The organism is Streptomyces sp. NPDC037054 (assembly GCF_055606745.1).
On record NZ_JBVJSJ010000006.1, the window covers coordinates 1 to 17,123 of the forward strand.

Consider the following 17,123-nt stretch of genomic DNA (forward strand, 5'->3'; position numbering starts at 1 on the left):
CCGCCGAGGAGATGCCCATCATGCCCACCCAGGGCAGGATGACCATCCACTTGCGCTTGCGGCCCATGATGTCGATGTCGGTCTCACCGATACGGTAGACGCGCCCGTTCGCGTCGGTGACCTCCCGGTTGGGAACCGATGCCGACAGATCTGTCGTTGTCATGTCGTCCTGCACCCCTTGCGTCGAAGGATCCGGCCAGCGCCCCCTGTCCACATGCCTTCCGTGCGCACACGGGTCCCGGCGGCCGGCCCACGCGCACCGTTGGCCGGCCCCCGCTCGCTCACCTCATGAACCGCCCCCCAACAGTCCTGCCGCCCGTGTCCAGCGGTACTTCGCGCCGAGCACGGCCACCGGCCGCTCCGTCGTGTACGGGTAGGCCACGACACCCCGCTCGTACAGGTACTGGCAGGCCTCCTCGACCTCCACATCGCCCGCGAGCGACGCCACGACCGGCTTGTGCACGCCCCGCTCCCGGAACTCGGCGACCACGCGCGCCGTCAGCTCGGCGAACACCATCGGGGGAGTGACGATGGTGTGCCAGTAGCCGAGCACGAGCGCGTGGATCCGCGGGTCCTCCAGACCGAGGCGGATCGTCGCCTCGTACGTCGACGGCGGTTCGCCCCCGGTGATGTCCACCGGATTGCCCGCCGCCCCGAACGGCGGGATGAACTTCCGGAACGCCTCGTCCAGATCGGGCGGGATCTCCATCAGCGACAGCCCGTTGTCGGTGACCGCGTCGGACAGGAGCACGCCGCTGCCACCGGCGCCGGTGATGATCACGACGTTGTCGCCCTGGGGAGTGGGCAGCACCGGCAGGGCCCGCGCGTACTCCAGCATGTCGTTCAGTCCCGGTGCCCGGATGACGCCGGCCTGCCGCAGGATGTCGTCGTACACGGCGTCGTCACCGGCGAGCGCGCCGGTGTGCGAGCTGGCGGCCTTCGCGCCCGCCGCGGTACGCCCCGCCTTCAGCACCACAACGGGCTTCTTCGGCACCGTCGCCCGCGCGGCCTCCACGAACGCCCGGCCGTCCTTGAGGTCCTCCAGGTGCATCGCGATGCACTCGGTGCGCGGATCCTCGCCGAACCAGGTCAGCAGGTCGTCCTCGTCCAGGTCCGACTTGTTGCCCAGGCCCACGATGGCCGACACACCCGTCTTCGTGGTGCGCGCGAAACCGAGGATGGCCATGCCGATGCCCCCGGACTGCGAGGTCAGTGCCACACCGCCCTTGACGTCGTACGGCGTGCAGAACGTGGCGCACAGGTCCTGCCACGTCGAGTAGTAGCCGTAGATGTTCGGTCCCAGCAGCCGTACGCCGTGCCGCTCGGCGATCGCCACGATCTCGTCCTGGAGGGCGTGCTCCCCGGTCTCCGCGAAACCGGAGGGGATCAGTACGGCGTTGGGGATCTTCTTGCGCCCCACCTCTTCGAGGGCCGCGGCCACGAACCGCGCGGGAATCGCGAAGACCGCCACGTCCACCTCACCGGGGACGTCCGTGATGCTGCTGTACGCCTTGCGGCCCAGGATGTCCTCGGCCCTGGGGTTCACCGGATGGATCTCGCCGGCGAAGCCTCCGTCGACGAGGTTGCGCATCACCGAGTTGCCGATCTTGCCGGACTCGTTGGACGCCCCGATCACGGCGACGGAGCGCGGCTCCATCAACCGCCGCATGGACGACAGGATTTCGTCGCGTGTATACCGTCGCCGGGATGGTGCCGACGACTCGGAGAGGATCACCCGTATGTCGGCCGCGACTGCCCCCTCCGCCGTCGCGATCACCGGATTGAGGTCCACCTCGGCGATCTCCGGGAAGTCCGTCACGAGCCGGGACACCCGCTCGATCTGCTCGGCGAGCGCCGACCGGTCCACGGCGGCCTGCCCCCGCACCCCGCGCAGGATCTCCGCCGACCGGATGGAGTCCAGCATGGACACCGCCTCGCCGGAGTCCACCGGCGCGAGCCGGAACGTCACGTCCTTGAGGACCTCGACCAGCACTCCGCCGAGCCCGAACGCGACCACCTTCCCGAACGTCGGATCGGTGACCGCCCCGACGATGACCTCCTGCCCCCGCGGCAGCAACTCCTGCACCTGCACGCCGTCGATCCGCGCGTCCGGCGCGTAGGCCCGCGCGTTCTCGACGATCCGGCAGAACGCGGCCCGCACCTCGGCGGCGCCCTCCACACCGACGACCACACCCCCGGCATCCGTCTTGTGCAGGATGTCCGGCGACACGATCTTCATCACGACGGGACCGCCGAAGCGCGCCGCGCACGCCACCGCACCGTCCACGTCGGTCGCCAACTCCTCGCCCGGTACGGCGATCCCGTACGCGTCCGCGACGACCTTGCCCTCGGGCGCGGTCAGCGCGGTGCGCCCCTCGGCCCGCACCGCGTCCAGCAGTGCGCGGACCTTCACTTCGCGGTCCTCGGCCATCACGTCAGATCACCCCGTTCGTCTTGAGGAGGCGGAGTTCCTCGTCGTCCAGTCCGAGTTCGCCGACGAAGATCTCTTCGTTGTGTTCGCCGAGGAGGGGGGAGGTGGTGATGTGGACGGGGGAGTCGGACAGCTTGAGTGGGCTGCCGACGGTGACGAACTCGCCGCGCTGGGGGTGGGGGACGGTGACGACCATGTCGTTGGCGGCGAGTGAGGGGTCCTCGATGATCTCCTTGGTGGAGAGGATCGGGCCGCAGGGGATGTTGTGGGCGTTGAGCTTTTCCAGGACGTCCCATTTGGGGAGGGTCGAGGTCCATTCCTCGATCAGCTGGAACATCTTGTTCAGCTTGGGCAGGCGTGCCTGGGGGGTGGCCCATTCGGGGTCGTCGGCGAGTTCGGGCCGGCCGATGAGGCCGGTGAGGGGTTTCCAGCCGACGGGCTGCACAATGACGTAGACGTAGTCGTTGGGTCCGCCGGGCGCGCATCGGACGGCCCAGCCGGGCTGGCCGCCGCCGGAGGCGTTCCCGGAGCGGGGGACGGTGTCGCCGAAGTCGTCGTTGGGGTATTCGGCGAGCGGGCCGTGGGTGAGGCGCTGCTGGTCGCGGAGCTTGACCCGGCACAGGTTGAGCACCGCGTGCTGCATCGCCACGTTCACGCGCTGCCCGCGTCCGGTGCGTTCGCGCTGGAGGAGGGCGGCGAGGATGCCGGCGACGGCGTGGACGCCGGTGCCGGAGTCGCCGATCTGGGCGCCGGTGGCCAGTGGCGGCCCGTCCTCGAAACCGGTGGTCGACATCGACCCGCCCATCGCCTGGGCGACGACCTCGTAGGCCTTGAAGTTGGTGTAGGGGCCCTCGCCGAAGCCCTTGATCGACGCGTACACGATCCGCGGGTTGATCTCCTGGATGCGGTCCCAGGTGAACCCCATACGGTCGACCGCGCCCGGCCCGAAGTTCTCCACCATCACGTCCGAACGCCGGATCAGTTCGGTCAGCAGTTCCTTGCCGCGTTCGGACTTGGTGTTGAGGGTGATGCTGCGCTTGTTGCAGTTGAGCATCGTGAAGTAGAGGGAGTCGGCGTCCGGGAGGTCGCGCAGTTGTGTGCGCGTGATGTCCCCGGTCGGTGCCTCCAGCTTGACGACGTCCGCGCCGAGCCACGCGAGCAGCTGGGTCGCGGACGGCCCGGACTGCACGTGCGTCATGTCGAGGACTCGGATGCCGTCGAGAGCCCTGGCGGCCTGTTCGGTCATGACAAGCGCTCCTCACCTGTACATGGTCTGGTTCGTGCTTCCTGGGGCGGACACGTCCAGGTCGCCCCTCTCGCAGTACATTGCATACAGTCGACGAATACTGTATGAAGCTTGTTATCCCGCATCCGGTGGGTGGTGTCCAGGGGGCGTGCGGCACTTTTGAGTCAGGAGCCGGAATGGACCTGTATGAGCACCAGGCAAGAGACCTCTTCGCGGAACACGGCATCCCGGTGCCACGGGCCGCTGTGACGGACTCGCCCAAGACGGCCCGCGAGATCGCCCGCGGGCTCGGCGGGCGGGTCGTGGTCAAGGCGCAGGTGAAGACCGGCGGCCGGGGCAAGGCGGGCGGAGTGAAGCTCGCCGCCGACCCGGCCGCCGCTGAACAGACGGCACGGCAGATCCTCGGCATGGACATCAAGGGCCACCGGGTCCGCACGGTGATGCTGGCCGAGCCCGTCGACATCGAGAGCGAGTTCTACGTCAGCTACGTCCTCGACCGGGCCGCCGGCGCCTTCCTGGCGATCGCGTCGGCCCAGGGCGGCATGGACATCGAGGAGGTGGCCGCGACCCGGCCCGAGGCCGTCGCCCGCATCCACATCGACCCGGCCAAGGGGGTCACCACGGCCAAGGCCGCGGAGATCGCCGACGCGGCCGGACTGCCCGCGCAGACGGTCGACGTACTGGTGCGGCTGTGGGAGGTACTGGTCCGCGAGGACGCCCTCCTCGTGGAGGTCAACCCGCTGGTCCGCACCGCGCAGGGCCAGATCCTCGCCCTCGACGGCAAGGTCACCCTCGACGACAACGCCCGCTTCCGGCAGAGCCGTTGGGGCGAGGCGGACAGTGCCCACGACGACCCGCTGGAGGCGGCGGCCGCCGCCAAGGGCCTCAACTACGTGAAGCTGGACGGCGAGGTCGGCGTCATCGGCAACGGTGCCGGCCTCGTCATGTCGACCCTGGACGTGGTCGCCGGCTGCGGCGCCCGGCCGGCCAACTTCCTCGACATCGGCGGCGGTGCCTCCGCCCGCGTGATGGCCGACGGCCTGTCGGTGATCCTCTCCGACCCGGCCGTGAAGTCCGTGTTCGTCAACGTCTTCGGCGGCATCACCGCCTGCGACGCCGTCGCCGAGGGCATCGTCCGCGCCCTGGACGACATCCACGTCACCAAGCCACTCGTCGTCCGGCTCGACGGCAACAACGCCGCCCGGGGCCGCGCCATCCTCAACGAGCACGCCCACCCACTGGTCCAGCAGGCCGCCACCATGGACGGCGCCGCCGCCGTGGCCGCCCGACTCGCCACCACCGCCTGAGGAGACCACGACATGGCGATCCATCTCGGCAAGGAGAGCAAGGTCCTCGTCCAGGGCATGACCGGCGGCGAGGGCATGAAGCACACCCGCCGCATGCTCGCGGCCGGCACCGACGTCGTCGGCGGGGTCAATCCACGCAAGGCCGGCCAGACCGTCGACTTCGACGACCGCGCCGTCCCCGTCTTCGGGTCCGTCGCCGACGGTATGCAGTCCACCGGAGCCGACGTCACGGTCGTCTTCGTGCCGCCCGCCTTCGCCAAGGCAGCGGTCACCGAGGCCGCCGACGCCGGCATCGGTCTCGCCGTCGTCATCACCGAGGGCATCCCCGTCCACGACACCGTCGTCTTCACCGAGTACGCGAAGAGCAAGGGCACCCGGATCATCGGCCCCAACTGTCCGGGGCTGATCACCCCCGGGCAGGCCAACGCCGGCATCATCCCGTCCGACATCACCAAGCCCGGCCCCATCGGCCTGGTCTCCAAGTCCGGAACGCTCACCTACCAACTCATGTACGAACTGCGCGACATCGGCTTCTCGACCTGCGTCGGCATCGGCGGCGACCCCGTCGTCGGCACCACCCACATCGACTGCCTCGCCGCCTTCCAGGACGACCCCGACACCGAAGTGATCGTCCTCATCGGAGAGATCGGCGGCGACGCGGAGGAGCGTGCCGCCGCCTACATCCGCGAACACGTCACCAAGCCGGTCGTCGGCTACATCGCCGGCTTCACCGCACCCGAGGGCAAGACCATGGGTCACGCGGGGGCGATCGTCTCCGGATCGTCGGGAACGGCGGCGGCGAAGAAGGAGGCCCTGGAGGCGGTCGGCGTCCTGGTGGGCAGGACGCCGACGGAAACGGCCCGGCTGGTGGAGGGTGCCCTCGGCCGCACCGGCTGACGCCGCCACCAAGCCGTCATCAGCTGTCACCAGCCGTCACCAGGCATCCCCGGGCACCACTGATCGTCACCGGTCGTGACGGGCGTGCGGCATGACGTAGGACATCCGCCGTATACGGCATCTCGTACGCCGCATTTCGTATGCGCACGCCCGTCACACCTGCCGTCGTCACCACCGTGCACGAGAGCGCGATGCGGCAGCACCGGATGAGTGCGGTCGTCCAGACAGCGCTGGTCCAGGCCCTGGCCGGCAGCGCGGTCGTCGTCACGACCCCGGCCGACGGCGGTGTCGCCCGGCTCGCCCTGGCCTGCGCCCTCGCCGCTCGCGAAGGCATCCCCGTCACGCTCGTCGGCGGCGGGGGAGAGCTGTCCCGGGCGCCGGTGAGGACGCCCAACACCTGGGGCATCTGGAACTACTCGGACTGGGACGCCTTCGCCGCCGTCGTCCCCGAGCTGTTCGAGCACGGCAAGCAGCACCGCACGGCCTACTCGCGTTTCGTGGTGCGGCGCGAGCAGTTCGACGCGTTCCTGGCGGCGTACCTCCCGGCCGTCCACGGCGTCCGGGTCGGCCACCCCCTGGCCGTCGAACGGCCCGACGACCCCTGCCCACGGCTGGACTTCGGGCCGATGATCAGCGCGGCCGGGGCCGAGGAACTGCGGGCCCACGTCGCCGACGCGGTCGACCGCGGCGCCGTCCCGCTGTACCGGGGCAGGACGGCCGACGCGCGCTTCCTGCCGGGCCAGGACACCTCGGCGTACGTCCAGCCGGTCACGCTGCTCGGGCCGCCGCCGTCCTCGCCGCCGCACCACGCGGCGCCGTGCGGTCCCGTCGACACAGTCGTCCTGGCCGACACGGAGACGGATCTGCTGGTCGCGATGAACGCCCCGGACGGGGTGCCGCCGGTGGCGACGCTGTGCACGGACGACACAGAGACGTTTCACCGGCTGGCACCGCGGATCCGGGCAGGCGAGGTCGGTCACAACGAGCCACGCCCCTGCCGCATCCGCGGCGCTCTGACCACGCGCGCGTATACAGAAAGCGACCGGCTGTAGACAGAAGGCGACCGCGTCGGCGTGCCGCGCCCGCACGGCCCCCGGCGGACGGAAACGCAGGTGAAAGGCACTCCGAAAGCTTGGTATTGTTGTCCTCGTCGCCGCGGGGAGAAACCCCCGCAAGGCGGCGTACACCTGGTCCGGGTGGCGGAATGGCAGACGCGCTAGCTTGAGGTGCTAGTGCCCTTTATCGGGCGTGGGGGTTCAAGTCCCCCCTCGGACACTCTCAGTAACAGCGAAAAGAAGGTCCCGGCCGTAAGGTCGGGACCTTTGTGCGTATTCCTGCGCCGCACCCTCGTGCCGTATCCCCCGTGCCGTCTTCCGGCCTTTGTCGTCCCGGGCGCAACATGCCTCCCCGGCGACAATCCGTACAGGTCGATGTAACCCGAACGCGATGGACTGCACGGCAGTTCCCGATTTGCGGATCCCGGGCCCGATCGCCCCCTTCCGGGCGTCTTGATTTCGCCCCAAGGCGCCCTCACCGCAAGCCCGCTGACGTCCGGTCAATACTTTGTCCGGTGATACGATCACCGCGTTTTGTGGAGTGGGCGGTTGGGTAGCACGACATCTCCGACCTTCAGGTACGTCCGGGCGTCAACCCGGACAGAGGCGGTCCGCCGACCCATCCGCATGTGACGGGAATTCAGCAAGCCGGCCGTCGGTCGCCTGAAGAGAGTCTTATGACGGAATACATACAGAACCCGGTGCTCTGGGCTCTCCTCGTCGCCATGGTTGTCGCCGTCGCCCTCATCGTTCGTCAGCGCAGGGTGGCGCGTGCATTGCGACAGGAGATCGAGGGGCTCACGTCCCATTACACCGAGCTGGAGAACGACTACGCACAGTCCGTCCGGACAGCTCAGGAAGAGGCCGAAGAAGCCACCAAGACCGTCCTGAAGTCCGCCATGCGGACCCTTCAGGGCCTCGCCGCCGAACAGCAACTGGTCGTATCCCGCCTGCAGTCCAAGTACGGCGACTCGGACATGCTGCAGGACCTGCTCGAAATCGACCACACCAACTCGCAGTTCGGCCGGCGCGCCCAGTCCATCGCCGTCCTGTGCGACGGCTGGCTCGGCCGGCAGCGCGACGTGGCGTCCGTGTACGACGTGGTCCGCAGCGCACAGGGCAGGATCCGGCACTACCGCCGCGTCGACATCCTCTCTCAGGTCGACTTCGGCATCACCAGCCGTGCCGTCGAACCGGTCGCCCTGGCCCTCGCCGAACTCCTCGACAACGCCACCAGCTACTCCAGCCCGGACACCGTCGTCGAGATCAACATCCGCACCGTGCCCAAGGGCATCTGCATCGTCGTCGACGACGCCGGTGTCGGCATGAGCGACGAGGAACGCGCCCGCGCCGAGAAGCTGCTGTCCAGCGACATCGCCACCGGCGTCGCGGGGCTCGGCAACCCGCCACAGTTCGGCTTCGCCGTCATCGGCGTACTCTGCGAACGCTTCGGCTTCGAGGTGTCCGTGGACTCCAGCTCCCCGTACGGCGGAGTGCGCGCGGTGCTCCTCCTCCCGCACGACCTGCTCACCGCCATGCCGGAGAAGAAGACCCCCGCCCCGACCGCCTCCGCGTCCGCGGTCGCCGGCCCGAACGGCGGACCCGAGCCCGCGGCGGCCCTGTCCTCGACCGTGGACGGCCTGCCCAGGCGGCGACGCAAGCGGCCGATGGCCATCGTGCCGGGCAGCGCCCCGGCCACCGGCGCACCGGCCCGCTCCGGCGCGGAGAAGGCGGCGATCATGGGCGCCTTCCAGCGCGGCACGCAGTCCGGCCGCGCCACGCAGCCCGACTCCGCGGACCGGGCGAGCAGAACCCGTGGTGCAAGCAGCGAAGGTGATGAGGTCTCGTGAAGCACGATCTGTCCTGGATGCTCGACAGCGCCCTGGAGATTCCAGGGGCCCTGCACGCGGTCCTGATATCCGCCGACGGTCTGCTGATGGCCAGGACCAAGGACTTCGACAAGGACGACGCCGACCGGGTCGCCGCGGCCATGAGCGGCGTCCAGTCGCTCAGCCGGTCCCTGGGCTTCTTCTGCGAGGACGCCTCCCAGCAGTGGCGCCAGACCCTCGTCGAGTTCGACGGCGGCTGGGTCTTCCTGATCTCCGCGGGTGAGGGCGCCTACCTGGGCGTCTCCGCGTCGCCCGACGTCGACATGGCGGACATCACATTCCGTATGCAGCAGCTCGTCGCGCAGCTCGGCAAGGAGCTCATGACGCCGCCGCGCGAGAACCTCGGCGCCCGCTCATGACCGGCCCCGACGGCTGGGAGCCGGAGGCGGCCGAGCTGGTACGGCCGTACGTCATCACCAAGGGCCGCGGCCTGCCCGACGAGGCGGAACTCTCCCTCATCACCCTGGTCACCGCCGCGCCCGAGAACACGCGCCGGCCGACCCGGCTGTCCCCGGAGGAGCAGAGCCTGCTGGACATCTGCTCCGCCGGCTACCTCTCGGTCGCCGAGATCGCCGGACACACCCGGCTGCCCCTGGGCGTGGTGAAGATCCTCCTCGCCTCGCTCGTCGAGGGCGGGTTCGTCATCACCCGCCCGCCGGTGCAGCGCGCGCCCCTCGCGGACAAGCAGATACTGGAGGAGGTGCTGCATGGTCTCCGCGCCAAGTTTGGATGAGCAGGACTACGTCCGCGACGGTGCGTCGCAGACCGCCGTGAAGATCCTCGTGGTCGGACACTTCGCGGTCGGCAAGACGACGTTCATCGGGGCGATCTCCGAGATCGAACCGCTGACCACCGAAGAGACCATGACGCGGGCGGCCGAGTCGGTCGACGACCTCAAAGGCGTCGACGGCAAGACGACCACCACCGTCGCCATGGACTTCGGCCGGCTCACCATCAGCGACCGAGTCGTGCTCTACCTGTTCGGAACGCCGGGCCAGCAGCGCTTCGTCCAGATGTGGGAGGACATGGCGCGCGGCGCGCTCGGCGCCCTTGTGCTCGTCGACCCGGAACGGCTCGCGGACTCGTTCCCCGTCATCGACCTCATCGAGCACTACGGACTCGACTACGCCATCGCCGTCAACCACTTCGACGGGGCGCCGCCGCGCGACCAGCGGGCGCTGCGAGAGGCACTGGACCTGCTCGACGACACCCCCGTCGTCACCTGCGACGCCCGCGACGAGAAGTCGTCGGCCGCCGCACTGACCACACTCGTCCGCTACTTGCTGGACCGTGCCCAATAGGAAGCTGAGAGCAGACATGGACGCTCACCCCACCGCCCCGGTGCCCCCGCCCGGGTGCCCGGCCCACGGCTCCGGCGCCCGAGTGCCGCTGTACGGCCCGGACTTCGCGGCCGACCCCCAGGCCTACTACGCCTACCTGCGGCAGTACGGTCCCGCCGCGCCCGTGGAACTCGCGCCGGGCGTGGAGGCAACGCTCGTCACCGACTACACGGCGGCGCTGCAACTCCTCCAGGACTCCGGTTCGTTCCGCAAGGACTCGCGCCGCTGGCGGGCCTTCAACGAGGGCAAGGTCGGCCACGACAGCCCCGTCGTGCCGCTGCTCGCGTACCGGCAGAACTGCATGTTCGCCGACGGCGCCGAGCACTTGAGGCTGCGTCAGGCCGTCACCGACAGCATGGGCCGCATCGACACGCGCCGCCTGAGCCGGAGCACCGAGCAGGTGTCCGACTACCTGATGGCGCAGTTCTCCGCACGCGGCTCCGCCGACCTGCTCGGTGACTACGCCAAGCAGCTCCCGCTGTTCGTGTTCAACGAGCTGTTCGGCTGCCCCGCCGGCATCGGCGACCGTGTGCTGTTCGGCATGACCGGCATGTTCGACGGGGTCAACGCCGAGAAGGCCGCCGAGGTGCTGTTCGAGGCCGTCGGCGAACTGGTCGCCCTCAAGCGGTCCCGGCCCGGCGACGACGTCACCTCCTGGCTGATGCAGCATCAGGTGAAGCTCACCGACGAGGAGATGATCCACCAGGTGGCCCTGCTGCTCGGCGCGGGAGCCGAGCCGCTGCGCAACCTCATCGGCAACACCCTGCACCGGCTGCTCACCCACGACGCGTACGCCCACAAGGGCGGGCTGATCGACGAGGCCGTCGACGACACGCTGTGGGAGAACCCGCCGATCTCCAACCTCGCGCCGCACTACCCGGCCATGGACATGGAGTTCGCGGGACAGCGGATGCAGGCGGGCGACCTCGTGCTCGTCAGCTTCGCCGCCGCCAACACCGGACCGGCCCTGACCGCGGCCCGGGAGGCCGGCAGCAACCGCGCCCACCTGGCGTGGAGCGCGGGTCCGCACGCCTGCCCCTCGAAGGACCCCGCGCGGCAGATCACCGTGACCGCCCTGGAGAACCTGCTCACGCGGCTGCCCGATGTCGAACTCGCCGTCCCCGAGGACAGCCTGACGTGGCGTCCGGGACCGTTCAACCGGGGACTCGCCACGCTGCCCGCCCGCTTCACCCCGGTGGAGCCCGCGCCCCGCCTCGCCCCCCGGGCGAAGCCGGAACCCGCGGCGGCGCCCGCCGACCACGGCACGGACGCGCACAGGACCGAACGCGGCGGCCGCTGGAGCCAGTTCCTCAACTGGCTCACGAGGTGATTCACACAACACCCGCCAACCCTCCACCAGAGCATGAAGGTTTAGCCTCACGGGTAGTGAGCAACGCGGTACGACCGTGATGCTAACGAGGCAAAGGAGGTGTCGTGGACCACATATCCACCGACGCCGCTTTCATGCACCACCCCACTGAGTGGGACCGGATACCCGCCCCGACAGGCGGGTATCTTCTTGCCCCCGGCACTCCGGCCGGCGCCGTGCCCGGCACGGTGGCCGGCGCCGCGCCCGACGCGACGGTCGGTGGGCTGGCGGCACGTCAACTGAGTCGGCTGTGCGACGTCGCGGGCCTCGGCCCGGGCGACACCCGGGACTACGTCGACGCGGTCGTCGCGGCCCTGGGCGACGTGGCCGGGCGGCCCCTCGACCTGCCGCCCGCCAACGCCACCTTCCTGTCCGACGACCACACGCCGGTGGAGTACTCGCTCTCCTTCACACCGGGCGCGTCGCCCGTGCTGCGCGTGCTGCTGGATCCGGGCTGCGGCGCAGGCAGCCTGGCCCGCGGCGGCCGCGCCGGACTGGACGCCGTACGGGAGATGGCCCGCCGGTGGAACTTCTCCACCGGCCGGCTCGACGAACTCGCCGACCTGTTCCTGCCGCCGGACCCGCACGGACCGCTGGCCCTGTGGTGCGCACTGGAGCTGCGGCCCGGCGGCGTACCGAAGGTCAAGGTGTACCTCAACCCGGCCGCCCGAGGGGTGAAACGTTCCGCTGAGACGGTGCGGGAAGCGCTGCGACGGCTCGGTCACCGGCACGCGTTCGACGCCCTGCCGCCGTCCGACCGCCTGCTGTTCTTCGCCCTGGACCTGGGCGACTGGGACGAGCCCCGGGTGAAGGTCTACCTCGCCCACCAGGACGTCTCCGCCGCCGAGGCCGCCTCCCTGTCCCGCACCGCCGACGGCGCCCGGAACGCCGGGTTCCGGGACTTCTTCCACACCGTCACCGGCACCACGCGGGACGACCCGCACGGCGACCCGGCCCTCGTCCCGCGGCCCTTCCAGTCCTGCCACGCCTTCACCGAGACGGCGAGCGGACTGCCCAGCGGCTTCACCCTCTACGTCCCGGTCCGCGACCACGCCCGGCACGACGGGGAGGCGCTGGAGAGGGCGGTCACCGTCCTCGAACAGCACGGCATGGACGCGAGCCCGCTCGTCCGCGCCGTCCCCGCGGTCACCGGACGCCGCCTCACGGACGGCGTCGGGCTCATCGCCTACGTGTCCCTCGCCCACCAGCAGGGCCGACCGCCCCGCGTGACCGTCTACGTCTCCGCCGAGGCGTACCGGGTCCGGCCGCCCAACCTTCCGGCCGCGCAGCCCGAAGCCGTGCACTGACGCACCCCGCCAGGCCGGCGAGAGCTCCCCGTGCGGGCGCCACAGGGAGCTTCGCCCGGCCGACGGAACCGCCCGGCCCGCCGCGCCCGCGCAGGGCCCGTCGAGCCCCGCCGGACGCACGCGCTCCGGGGACAGACGCGTCTACGCCGCCTGCAGCTCCCGCAACTCCCGCAGATACGTGCCGACGTCCACCTGGATCGACGCACCCTCCGTGCGGCCGTAGCGCTGCTCGACACCGGCCAGATAGGCGCCGATCTCCCCGCGCATCTCCGCCTCGGACGGCAGCGCCGCGTCACCGTCGACGATTCGCGCCACCCACTGCGCCTGCGCCTCGACGAGACGGGTGATCGACCCCACGGGGCGGATCAGCCCGACGAAGTACAGCCCGGGCCGGTCCGGGGACACGACGCGCCGGTACAGCTCCACCGTCCCCCCGGGGCCCGCCGGACAGCCCGGCGGCAGGAACGGGAACGCCATCCTGAAACCGGTGCAGTACACGACCGCGTCGGCCGCCTCCGACGTCCCGTCCGTGAACACCACCCGGTCCCGCTCGAACGACGCGATCGCCGGCCTCGGGATCACCGCGCCGTGCCGGATGCGGCTGAGGATCTCGTCCGAGATGGTCACGGCCGAGGAGAAGACCGGGTGATCCGGCTCGGGCAGACCGTAGTCCGACAGCTTGCCCCGCGCCACCTGCAACGCCTGCTCCACGAACTGCCGCTGCTCCGCGAACGACATGGCCGTGAACCACGGTGCCTCCGCGATCAGGTCCACCGAGATGCCGTAGAGCTGCTTGGGGATGATGTGCAGCCCCCGGCGCACGGAGAGCAGCGTCCGCGCCGCGTGCCGGGAGAGGTCCGCCGCGATGTCGACGGCGGACGCGCCGAGGCCCACGACGACCACGCGCCGTCCGGCGAAGTCCTCGCCGGTGCGGTAGTCCATCGAGTGGAGAATCGTTCCGCCGAAGGTGTCGGCACCGGGCGGCAGGGGGTGCGGCATCGCCGGCTCCGTATTGTGCCCCGAGGCGACGACCACCCGGTCGAAACGCCGCGTCGACACCGCCCCCAGCGCGTCACGGCTGACGACCGTCCACGTCCCGTCGAACTCCTGACGCACCGACTGGACCTCCGTGCGCAGTTCGACACGGGACAGCAGACCCGCCCACTCGGCGAAGGACCGCAGATACGCCGCCACGTCACTGTGGCTGGGATACAGGGGCAGGTCGGCCGGCATCGGGAAGTCCGCGAAACCCGTGAGCTGCTTGGCGCTGTTGAGATGCAGGGCCAGATAGGCCGGACCGCGCTCGCCCGCCCCCGGCTGACGCCAGATACCGCCCACGTCCGGGGCCTTCTCCAGGCAGACGAAGTCGATCCCCCTGGCATGGAGCGCGTGCGCCGTCGCCAGCCCGGACAGACCTGCACCGATCACACACACTCGCACGGGTACTCCCACAAGCCCGACACCATCCTTTCGAACGTGCATTCACTGCCCATCGGGCTCCCGCCTCACACCAGCACCGATGGGCGACAGGGCGTGTCGGTTCTCACACGATCCCGGACGCACCGGCCGAGCCGGGAGTCCGCAGGCGGGCGTTGCGGTGAACGGCCGTGACCCGCGAGGACGTTGTCGAGCCGCACCGGAAAACCAGGTGCACCCCCGGTCACCGCGTCCCTACACTCACGGCACAGAACGCGCCGCCCACCGAACGGCGGCGCGTCGTCGTGCCGAGAGACCTGCCGAGGGGAGACAGCCGTGCGTGACCGCACCGCCGGCGTCGCTCCCCGTTCCCGGTACGAGGTGATCCTGGTGTCTTTGGCCGCCCGGTGCCCGCTGCGCGCCAGGCACCGGACGGCCGTGACCCACGCCTGAACGACACGCGGTGACACCTCCTTCGGCCACCCGCCGTCGGAAGTGAGCCCCGTCGGGCCCGCCCGGCGCACCCGTCGAGTTGGCGTACGCACGGCAATCGCGCCGCCCCAGTCGAACACACCTCGAAAGGCCAAGGGCCGTGCGCATCAACCGCAACCCGCTCGCCGCCGTCCGCAACCTCGGCATCCTCGCTCACGTCGACGCCGGCAAGACCACCGTCACCGAACGGATCCTGTATGCGACAGGCGCCACACACAAACGCGGCGAGGTCCACGACGGCACCACCGTCACCGACTTCGACCCGCAGGAACGCGACCGCGGCATCACCATCTTCGCCGCGGCCGTGACCTGCGCCTGGGACGGACACCGCGTCAACCTCATCGACACACCCGGCCACGTCGACTTCGCCGACGAGGTGGAGCGCTCCCTGCGCGTCCTCGACGGCGCGGTCGCCGTGTTCGACGCCGTCGCCGGCGTGGAGCCGCAGAGCGAGTCCGTGTGGCGCCAGGCCGACCGGCACGGCGTCCCGCGCATCGCCTTCGTCAACAAGCTCGACCGGGCCGGGGCCGACCTCGACACGGCCGTGGCGTCGATCAGGGAGCGGCTGCATCCCGCGCCGCTCGTCGTGCAGTTGCCCATCGGCGCCGAGGACGCCTTCACCGGCGTCGTCGACCTCGTGCGCATGCGGGCACTGACGTGGACCGGCGACACGGCCGAGGAAGGACCGGTGCCGGACGGCCTGCGGACGGAGGCGGAACGCCGGCGCCGGCTGCTGGAGGAACTGGTGGCGGAACGTCACCCCGCCGCACTGGAGGAGTTCTGCGACCGGGAGACGCTCGCCGCCGACACCCTCACGTCGGCACTGCGCGACCTGACCCGCAGCGGGGACGGCGTCGTCGTGCTGTGCGGCTCGGCCTACCGCAACCGCGGCATCGAGCCGCTGCTCGACGCGGTCGTCGACTACCTGCCGTCGCCAGTCGACGTGCCGCCCGTATGCGGTATGCAGGATGGTGTCGAGCGCAGCCGCCGGACGGCCGACCCCGACGAACCGCTCGCCGCCCTGGCCTTCAAGGTGAGCGCCACAGCGACGGGCCGGCTGACCTTCGTACGGATCTACTCGGGAACGATGAGGAAGGGGGACACCGTGTGGGACGCGACCGCCGGCCGCACCGAGCGGATCGGACGCATCCTGCGGGTCACGGCCGACCGGCACGCCCCGCTGGAACAGGCCGTGGCCGGTGACATCGTGGCCGTTGTCGGTCTGAAGTCCGCGCGCGCCGGCACGACCCTGTGCGCGCGGCAGGCGCCGCTCGTCCTCGAACCGCCCGGCACCGCCGAGCCGGTCGTCTCGGTGGCCGTCGAGGCCCGCAGGTCCGTCGACACCGACCGCCTGGCCACCGCGCTCGCGCGGCTCGCCGAGGAGGACCCCTCGCTGGTCGTGCGGACCGACGCGGAGACCGGGCAGACCGTGCTGTCGGGCATGGGCGAACTGCACCTCGAGGTTGCGGTGGAGCGCATCCGGCGCGACCACGGCATCGAGACCGGCGTCGGCAGACCCCGCGTCGCCCACCGCGAGACGGTCGGCCGGGGCGTGTCCGGCGTGGTCTTCCGGCACGTCAAACAGGACGGCGGGGCGGGCCAGTTCGCCCACGTCGTCCTGGACGTCGAGCCACTGTCGTACGAAGTCGGCGCCCCCGGCTTCGAGTTCCGTTCGACGGTCGTCGGCGGCCGGGTGCCGCAGGAGTACGTCCGCGCCGTGGAGGCCGGCTGCCGCGACGCCCTCGCCGAGGGTCCGCTCGGCGGTCACCCGGTGACCGGGCTGCGCGTGACGCTGACCGACGGGGCGACCCATGTGAAGGACTCGTCGGACACGGCGTTCCGCACCGCGGGCCGGCTCGGACTCCGGGACGCTCTGCGGGCCTGCGCCATGGTCCTGCTGGAACCGGTCGCCGAGGTCACGGTGACCGTGCCCGAGGACGCGGTCGGCGCGGTGCTCGGCGACCTCGCGGCCCGGCGCGGCAGGGTCACCGGCTCCGCAGCCCGGGCGGGCTCCGCGGTGGTCACGGCCACCGTCCCGCTGGCCGAACTCTTCGGCTACGCCACCCGGCTGCGCAGCCGGACCCAGGGCCGCGGCACGTTCACCGCGCGGCCCACCGGCTACGCCCCGGCGCCGGCCGCCACCGCTGGGGCGGCGGCCGGACGGTGACGACGGTCGGCGGCCGGACGGTGACGACGGTCGGCGGCCGGACGGTGACGACGGTCGGCGCCATCCCTGACATGATGGCGCCGACCGTTCACAAGATGGCGGTGACTGTATGCAGCATCCCGCCATCCGTGGACAGGCGACCGCCACCCGGGGAGGGGTGACGGTCGCCGGCAGACAGGCGACCGCCGCCCACAGACGGGCGACAGT

The 17,123-nt window shown here is 70.9% G+C and carries 12 protein-coding genes, 1 tRNA gene and 2 pseudogenes; 11 read left to right on the forward strand and 4 right to left on the reverse strand.

The window, feature by feature from the left end; genetic code table 11:
* The 3 genes and pseudogenes from ACZ7D7_RS15790 to frc form a co-directional block, all read right to left on the reverse strand.
* Window positions 1-163 (reverse strand): annotated as a pseudogene (locus tag ACZ7D7_RS15790) (MFS transporter); the annotation flags it as partial.
* A 123-nt stretch (window positions 164-286) separates the two neighbouring features.
* Entirely contained in the window at window positions 287-2,431 is a 2,145-nt protein-coding gene (locus tag ACZ7D7_RS15795) for an acetate--CoA ligase family protein (protein WP_470824848.1), read from the reverse strand.
* Between the two features lie 4 nt (window positions 2,432-2,435).
* Window positions 2,436-3,677: a formyl-CoA transferase gene (gene frc, locus ACZ7D7_RS15800; RefSeq protein ID WP_470824849.1), complete on the reverse strand. Its 1,242-nt coding sequence runs from the start codon at window positions 3,675-3,677 to the stop codon at window positions 2,436-2,438.
* Between the two features lie 176 nt (window positions 3,678-3,853).
* Here frc and sucC point away from each other — a divergent pair, with 176 nt between their 5' ends.
* From sucC to ACZ7D7_RS15850, 10 genes and pseudogenes are all read left to right on the forward strand, one after another.
* Window positions 3,854-4,984, forward strand: a complete 1,131-nt coding sequence (gene sucC, locus ACZ7D7_RS15805; RefSeq protein ID WP_470824851.1) for an ADP-forming succinate--CoA ligase subunit beta — start codon at window positions 3,854-3,856, stop codon at window positions 4,982-4,984.
* Window positions 4,985-4,996: 12 nt separating this feature from the next.
* The gene (gene sucD / locus ACZ7D7_RS15810; protein WP_470824853.1) at window positions 4,997-5,881 is read left to right on the forward strand and encodes a succinate--CoA ligase subunit alpha; all 885 of its coding nucleotides are present in this window, start codon (window positions 4,997-4,999) and stop codon (window positions 5,879-5,881) included.
* 176 nt (window positions 5,882-6,057) lie between these two features.
* A pseudogene (locus ACZ7D7_RS15815) lies at window positions 6,058-6,873 on the forward strand (aldehyde dehydrogenase family protein); the annotation flags it as partial.
* Between the two features lie 198 nt (window positions 6,874-7,071).
* Window positions 7,072-7,156, forward strand: a tRNA-Leu gene (locus ACZ7D7_RS15820).
* 457 nt (window positions 7,157-7,613) lie between these two features.
* On the forward strand, window positions 7,614-8,786 hold the full coding sequence (locus ACZ7D7_RS15825) for a sensor histidine kinase (protein ID WP_470824854.1): 1,173 nt from the start codon (window positions 7,614-7,616) through the stop codon (window positions 8,784-8,786).
* Window positions 8,783-9,184, forward strand: a complete 402-nt coding sequence (locus ACZ7D7_RS15830) for a roadblock/LC7 domain-containing protein (protein WP_470824855.1) — start codon at window positions 8,783-8,785, stop codon at window positions 9,182-9,184. Before ACZ7D7_RS15825 ends, ACZ7D7_RS15830 begins: the two co-directional genes overlap by 4 nt.
* On the forward strand, window positions 9,181-9,558 hold the full coding sequence (locus ACZ7D7_RS15835; RefSeq protein ID WP_470824857.1) for a DUF742 domain-containing protein: 378 nt from the start codon (window positions 9,181-9,183) through the stop codon (window positions 9,556-9,558). The genes ACZ7D7_RS15830 and ACZ7D7_RS15835 overlap by 4 nt, the downstream gene beginning before the upstream one ends.
* Window positions 9,533-10,126 (forward strand): GTP-binding protein, encoded by a 594-nt coding sequence (locus tag ACZ7D7_RS15840; RefSeq protein WP_470824858.1) that lies wholly within the window; start codon window positions 9,533-9,535, stop codon window positions 10,124-10,126. The genes ACZ7D7_RS15835 and ACZ7D7_RS15840 overlap by 26 nt, the downstream gene beginning before the upstream one ends.
* A 16-nt stretch (window positions 10,127-10,142) precedes the next feature.
* Window positions 10,143-11,495, forward strand: a complete 1,353-nt coding sequence (locus ACZ7D7_RS15845) for a cytochrome P450 (RefSeq protein WP_470824859.1) — start codon at window positions 10,143-10,145, stop codon at window positions 11,493-11,495.
* Window positions 11,496-11,599: 104 nt separating this feature from the next.
* Window positions 11,600-12,841, forward strand: coding sequence for a tryptophan dimethylallyltransferase family protein (locus ACZ7D7_RS15850; RefSeq protein WP_470824860.1), 1,242 nt, complete (start codon window positions 11,600-11,602; stop codon window positions 12,839-12,841).
* Window positions 12,842-12,982: 141 nt separating this feature from the next.
* On the opposite strand, the gene ACZ7D7_RS15855 is transcribed toward ACZ7D7_RS15850, so the two are convergent.
* Window positions 12,983-14,281: a flavin-containing monooxygenase gene (locus ACZ7D7_RS15855; protein ID WP_470824861.1), complete on the reverse strand. Its 1,299-nt coding sequence runs from the start codon at window positions 14,279-14,281 to the stop codon at window positions 12,983-12,985.
* Window positions 14,282-14,849: 568 nt separating this feature from the next.
* On the opposite strand from ACZ7D7_RS15855, the gene fusA reads away from it, so the two are divergent.
* Complete coding sequence (gene fusA, locus ACZ7D7_RS15860; RefSeq protein ID WP_470824862.1) at window positions 14,850-16,916, forward strand: elongation factor G; 2,067 nt, start codon at window positions 14,850-14,852, stop codon at window positions 16,914-16,916.
* The last annotated feature ends 207 nt before the right edge of the window (window positions 16,917-17,123 follow it).

Bases quoted from the DNA above. Each gene is read 5' to 3' on its own strand.
- ACZ7D7_RS15835 (WP_470824857.1), top strand. From the start codon at position 9,181: ATGACCGGCCCCGACGGCTGGGAGCCGGAGGCGGCCGAGCTGGTACGG.
- ACZ7D7_RS15825 (WP_470824854.1), top strand. From the start codon at position 7,614: ATGACGGAATACATACAGAACCCGGTGCTCTGGGCTCTCCTCGTCGCC.
- ACZ7D7_RS15795 (WP_470824848.1), bottom strand. From the start codon at position 2,431: ATGGCCGAGGACCGCGAAGTGAAGGTCCGCGCACTGCTGGACGCGGTG.
- frc (WP_470824849.1), bottom strand. From the start codon at position 3,677: ATGACCGAACAGGCCGCCAGGGCTCTCGACGGCATCCGAGTCCTCGAC.
- sucC (WP_470824851.1), top strand. From the start codon at position 3,854: ATGGACCTGTATGAGCACCAGGCAAGAGACCTCTTCGCGGAACACGGC.
- sucD (WP_470824853.1), top strand. From the start codon at position 4,997: ATGGCGATCCATCTCGGCAAGGAGAGCAAGGTCCTCGTCCAGGGCATG.
- ACZ7D7_RS15845 (WP_470824859.1), top strand. From the start codon at position 10,143: ATGGACGCTCACCCCACCGCCCCGGTGCCCCCGCCCGGGTGCCCGGCC.
- ACZ7D7_RS15840 (WP_470824858.1), top strand. From the start codon at position 9,533: ATGGTCTCCGCGCCAAGTTTGGATGAGCAGGACTACGTCCGCGACGGT.